Origin of the sequence: Glycomyces dulcitolivorans, from assembly GCF_003265355.1 — a bacterium.
Classification (GTDB): Bacteria; Actinomycetota; Actinomycetes; order Mycobacteriales; family Micromonosporaceae; genus Glycomyces; species Glycomyces dulcitolivorans.
Genome location: NZ_QFRW01000181.1, coordinates 1 through 5,401, shown reverse-complemented (window position 1 = coordinate 5,401; position 5,401 = coordinate 1). Strand labels below are relative to the sequence as shown.

Annotated in this window: 4 protein-coding genes and 1 pseudogene; 4 read left to right on the top strand and 1 reads right to left on the bottom strand. The window is 71.5% G+C overall.

Features of this window, described 5'->3' with window-relative positions:
• On the bottom strand, window positions 1-1,395 hold a 1,395-nt coding region (locus DI269_RS13890; protein WP_112136805.1), incomplete at its 3' end, for a DEAD/DEAH box helicase.
• A 359-nt stretch (window positions 1,396-1,754) separates the two neighbouring features.
• Between DI269_RS13890 and DI269_RS13885 the strand changes: the two genes are divergently transcribed.
• The 4 genes and pseudogenes from DI269_RS13885 to DI269_RS13870 all read left to right on the top strand — a co-directional run.
• Window positions 1,755-2,438, top strand: a complete 684-nt coding sequence (locus DI269_RS13885) for a ferritin-like fold-containing protein (protein WP_198667419.1) — start codon at window positions 1,755-1,757, stop codon at window positions 2,436-2,438.
• A gap of 113 nt (window positions 2,439-2,551) precedes the next feature.
• Entirely contained in the window at window positions 2,552-3,835 is a 1,284-nt protein-coding gene (locus DI269_RS13880; protein WP_112136801.1) for an efflux RND transporter periplasmic adaptor subunit, read from the top strand.
• Entirely contained in the window at window positions 3,835-5,187 is a 1,353-nt protein-coding gene (locus DI269_RS13875; protein ID WP_112136799.1) for an ABC transporter permease, read from the top strand. The genes DI269_RS13880 and DI269_RS13875 overlap by 1 nt, the downstream gene beginning before the upstream one ends.
• A 16-nt stretch (window positions 5,188-5,203) precedes the next feature.
• Window positions 5,204-5,401 (top strand): annotated as a pseudogene (locus tag DI269_RS13870) (ComF family protein); the annotation flags it as partial.

Genomic DNA, 5,401 nt, shown 5'->3' with positions numbered 1-5,401 from the left:
CTCGCCGCGACCGCGGTCGCTCTCGCCGCGTCCGCGTCCGCCGCCCTGGCTGCGTCCGCGCGGGCCGCGGCCTCGGCCGCCGCCCTTCTTGCGCGGCTCGCCCTCGACGTTCTCCTCGCGCTCGGCGCTGAGGCCGTCGCGCTTGCGGAGCTCGCTCGGGAGCGCCGGCGGGGCGCCCTCGGGGATGTCCAGGTCGGTGTACAGGTGGTCGGAGGTGTGGTACGTCTCCAGCGGGTCGCCCAGGTCGAGGTTGTTGGCCTTGACGATGATCTTCCAGCGGGGCAGGTCCTCCCACGTCAGGAACGTGACGGCGATGCCGGTCGCGCCCGCGCGGCCGGTGCGGCCGATGCGGTGGACGTAGGTCTCGGCCTCTTCGGGCGCGTCGAAGTTGATGACGTGCGTGATGTCGGGGACGTCGATGCCGCGCGCGGCCACGTCGGTCGCGACGAGCACGTCGATCTTCCCCGAGCGGAAGGCCCGCAGGGCCCGCTCGCGCGCGTTCTGGCCGAGGTCGCCGTGGACCGAGCCGACCGCGAACCCGCGGAAGTCCAGCTCGTCGGCGACCTTCTGCGCGGCGCGCTTGGTGCGGCAGAACATGATCGTCAGGCCGCGGCCGTTCGCCTGGAGGATGCGGGCGGCGACCTCGATCTTGTTCATCGCGTGGGTCATGTAGACCAGCTGGCGGGTGTTGTTGGCCGCCTCCAGGTCGGGGGCGCTCACGTCGGCGGCCACGGTCACGGGCCGGTTCATGTGGCGCCGCGACAGCGACATGATCGTGTCGGGCATCGTCGCCGAGAACAGCATCGTCTGGCGCTGCTCGGGGAGGAGCTTGAGGATCTTCTCGACGTCCTCGGAGAATCCGAGGTCGAGCATCCGGTCGGCCTCGTCGAGGACGCAGTGCTTGATGCCGTCGAGCTTGATGTGCTTGGACTTGTGCAGGTCCAGCAGGCGCCCGGGGGTGCCGACGATGATGTCGACGCCCGCCCGCAGCGCCTCGACCTGGGGTTCGTAGGCGCGACCGCCGTAGATCGGCAGGACCCGGATGTTCCGGGTCTTGCCCGCGTCTTCGAGGTCGCGGGACACCTGGAGCCCCAGCTCGCGCGTGGGGACCAGGATCAGCGCCTGGGGGCGGCCGTCGGCGCCCTCATCGGCGGAGGTGATCCGGTCGATGATGGGCAGGCCGAAGCCGAAGGTCTTGCCGGTGCCCGTGGGCGCCCGGCCGATGATGTCGGAGCCCCGCAGGGCGATCGGGATCGCGTACTCCTGGATCGCGAAGGCCCGCTCGATGCCAAGCGCTGCAAGCGCTTCGACGGTCTCTTCCCGAATACCCAGGGCCGCGAAAGTCGGCCCGTCGTTCTGGGGCCGGTCCTTGTTCAATTCGTTCACTCTGTTCACCTCGTGGCGGAGGACGTCACCAGATCCGGGGAACTCGGCGCCACATCATGTCTCGTTACACAGCGGCGACGACCGCCGGATTCGGTGAGTCGCCGCTTCGCAGGAGCGGCCCGGTGAAGAAACCGGTACCGCTTGAGGACCGCCTGGTATAGGGATGGCCCTTCGGGGCCGCGGTCCTTCCGGTCCATCCTACGCTCTCCCGGCACGAACGTCTCGGTGCGCCGCTCCCGGGCGGGGCGCGCCGCTGCGGGACTCGTGCGAGTCCGCCCCTTCTGGCCTGCGAAGACGCGCGGAATCGAGAGATCGGCGACGGACACGCGAAGACGAGGCCCGCAACAGTCCAGTGGTAACCTGCCCCGGTGTCCGAGACTCCTGATCCCGACCTGACCCCGGCCCCGGCGCCGCCGGCCCCCAGCCGCGAAGCCGTCGTCGAACTCCTTGGGCTGCTTGCCCTCGGGGAGCTGCTCGCGTTCGAGCGCATGGTCTTCGACGCCCGACTGGCCCCTGACCTCGGCCGACGCGCCGCGCTCTCGGAGGCGGCCGTGGGTGAGATTCGCAACTACCGGCTCATCGCCGACCGGCTGACCGCGCTCGGCGCGGACCCCGCGGCGGCCATGGCGCCCTACCGCGAGGCGTTCCGGTCCTTCGACGCCTCCACCTCGCCGCGCGACTGGCTCGAAGCGCTCGTGAAGGTCTACCTCGGCGACGCCGTCGCCGACGACTTCTTCCGCGCCGTCTCCTCCGGCCTCGACGAGGCCGACCGCGAGGTCATCGAGACCGTGCTCGCCGAGAGCGGCGCCGCCGACCTCGCCGCCGAGGAGATCCGCGCCGCCGTCGAGGCCGACGAGTCCGTCACCGGCCGCCTGTCCCTGTGGGCCCGGCGCCTCGTCGGCGAGGGCATCAACCGCGCCCAGGGCGTGGCCGCCGCCAACGAGCGGCTCACCGGCATCATCGTCGGCGACGGCGGCACCCTCGACGCGCTCCTGCGCCGCCTCACCCGCGCCCACCAGGACCGCATGAAGTCCGTCGGCCTCAACAACTGAGGATCCGTAACCGGAGTCGGACCGCCACGCAAGTGCCGTTACCGAATCGAGACGAACCGGCCGCAACTGGAACCTCCGCTCCGCGCGTCTTCGGGGCGGAGGAGGACTTCAACATGCGGCTCACGAAAAGCCATGTCGTCAGCGGGGTGCTCGCCGTCGCTCTGCTCGGAGCGACGGCCACCGCCTGGTACTTCGCGGCGCAGGCGCGGACCCCGGCCCAGCGGGCCGAGGAGACGGCCGAACCCGATGACAGCGTCATCACCGTCAAGGTCGACCAGGAGCAACTGGTCGACACCCTCGAATTCGAGGCGGTCCTCGACCGCACCGGCGACTTCAGCGTCCCCGCGCCCAGCGCGCCCGAAGGAATCGAGACCGCCCTGGCCTCGAAGATCCCCGTCGAGGTCGGCGACGAGGTCAAGGCCGGCACGGTGATCCTGGAGGTGTCCGGCCGCCCGATGATCGCCCTGGAAGGGGACGTGCCGGCCTACCGGGACCTCACCGAGGGCGACACCGGACCCGACGTCGAACAGCTCCAGCTGGCGCTCCAGCAGCTCTACGGGACCCCCAAGACCGGCACGTTCGACTCGCGCACCGTCTCGGACCTGAAGAAGCTCTACGACCACGCTGGCTACGACCACGCGACCTCCACCGAGGAGGTCGAGACCGAGGGCGACACCGAGACCGAGGAGGGCGCCGGCGACGGCGGCACCGAGGGCGAGGGAGACGAGAACACCGGCGGCGCCCAGACCGAGACCGTCGAGCGCGTGGTCCTGCCCGCCTCGGAGGTCGTGTTCCTGCCCGACCTGCCCATGCAGGTGTCCAAGATCAACGCCCAGCAGTCCGCGCCGGTCTCGGCCGAGGAGCCCGTCATGGTCCTCGCCTCCGGCGACTGGAAGCTGGAGGCCGAGCTCGACGAGGAGACCGCCTCCGAGCTGTCCAAGCTCGGCGACGAGGCCGAGCTCGAATACGGCGACGGGCCCATGGAGGGCCAGGAGGTCGGCGGCTTCGAGCTGGAGGTCCGCGAGGAGGCCGGCGAGACCGACGAGTGGACCGGCGAAGAAGGCGAGCCGGTCGAGAAGACCTTCGCCGTCTTCGAGTTCGACGCCGAAGCGCTCGAAGGCATCGAGGACCTCGCCCCCGGCGAGGAGCAGGAGGTCACGCTCGTGCGCGCCCGCTCCGCCGAGGACGCCCTCATCGTGCCGCTCTCCGCACTGTGGACCGACTCGGACGACCGGACGATGATCACCGTCCTCGAAGACGACGGGAAGGAGGAGCGCCACGTCGAGGTCGACGTGACCCTGCGCCACGAGGGCCGCGGCGTCGTCGTGCCCGTCGAGGGCGAGCTCGCCGCCGGCGACGAGGTCGTGATCGCCTGGCGCGACCGGGAGAACGGCTGATGGCCCGCAAGCCGCGCAAGCCGGAGACCGACACCGAACTCCTTGAGTACGTGGTCCCCGACGACGCGCCCGACGGCGAACCGAAGGGCCGCAAGGCCAGACGGGCCGCCAAGAAGGCCGCGAAGGCCGAGCGCCGCGCCGAAAAGGACGCGATCCCCAAGGCCAAGGGCCGCTTCGGGGTCCGCAGCATGGGCATCGCCTACGAGGCGTTCCAGTCCCTGCGCGGGCGCTCGATGCGCACCTGGATGACCGCGATCGGCATCGCCCTGGGCATCGCCGCCACGGTCGCCACCGTCGGGCTCTCGTCCACCTCGGCCGCCGCGATCGCCGAGCGCTTCGACGCGACCGAGGCCACCCAGGTCACCGTCTCGTTCTCCGACAGCATGAGGGACGCCGGCTACGCCCCGACCCTCGAAGGGTCCCAGCGGGTCCGCGACATCAACGGCGTCCTCGACGCCGGGATCGTGTGCGGCTCCTCCGAGGACCTCGCCGCCTCCCGCACCGAGGACCAGGACTACATCCGGGAAGTCCCCGTCTTCGGCATGGAGCCGGGCGCGATGGCCGCGTACGACTTCGAGTTCACCAAGGGCGCGGCCTTCGACGAGGGCCACGTCGCCCGCGGCGACCAGGTCGCCGTCATCGACGAGTCCGCCGCCCGCGACCTGGGCTACAACTCGCTCGAAGGCGGCCCGATGATCTACATCGACGGCGAGGAGTACGCGCTCGTCGGGGTCTACCAGGCCCCCGAGGGCGAAGCCAAGCTCACCGGCGCCGTCATCATCCCGCCCACCCCGTGCCTGGAGGCCGACGCGTCCTACGCGGCCGCGCAGGTCTTCATCCGCACCGACCTCGGCGCCGCCGACAAGGTCGCCGACACCGCGCCCACCGCGGTCTTCCCCGAAGGCGCCGACAACCTGTCGGTGTCCAAGCCCTCCGACCTGCGCTCGTTCCGCAAGGGCGTCGAGAACGAGATGCAGGCCCTCCTGCTCGGCCTCGCGGCCGTCTCGCTCGTCATCGGCGCCGTCTCGGTCTCCAACACCGCGCTCGTCTCCGTCATGGAGCGGCGCTCGGAGATCGGCCTGCGGCGCGCCGTCGGCGCCGCCCGCCGGGCCGTGGCGATGCAGTTCGTGTGGGAGTCCACGCTCATCGGCCTCATCGGCGGCCTCGTCGGCACGGTCCTGGGCGTGAACGTCACCGCGGTCGTCTCGCTCTACCGCGACTGGCAGATCGTCTTCGACCCCGGGCTGTTCGCCGCCGGACCCGTCATCGGCGCCGTCGTCGGCGTCGTCGCCGGGGTCTACCCGGCCTGGCGCGCCAGCCGCATCCCGCCGGCGATCACCTTGAGGACCTGATCCTCGTTAGACCGGCGTGAATCTCATCGAGGACGCCCGGGACCTGTTCCTGCCCGCCGCCTGCGCCTCCTGCCGGAGCGCACGGGCGGCGGGCGGCGGCGTCTGGAGGGGCCTGTGCCCCGACTGCGCCGCCGAACTCCGGGCCCTGCGCCCGCGCCTGGCGACACCGCTGCACGCGGGAGCGCCCGCCGTCGCCGCCGGACCCTACGCCGGG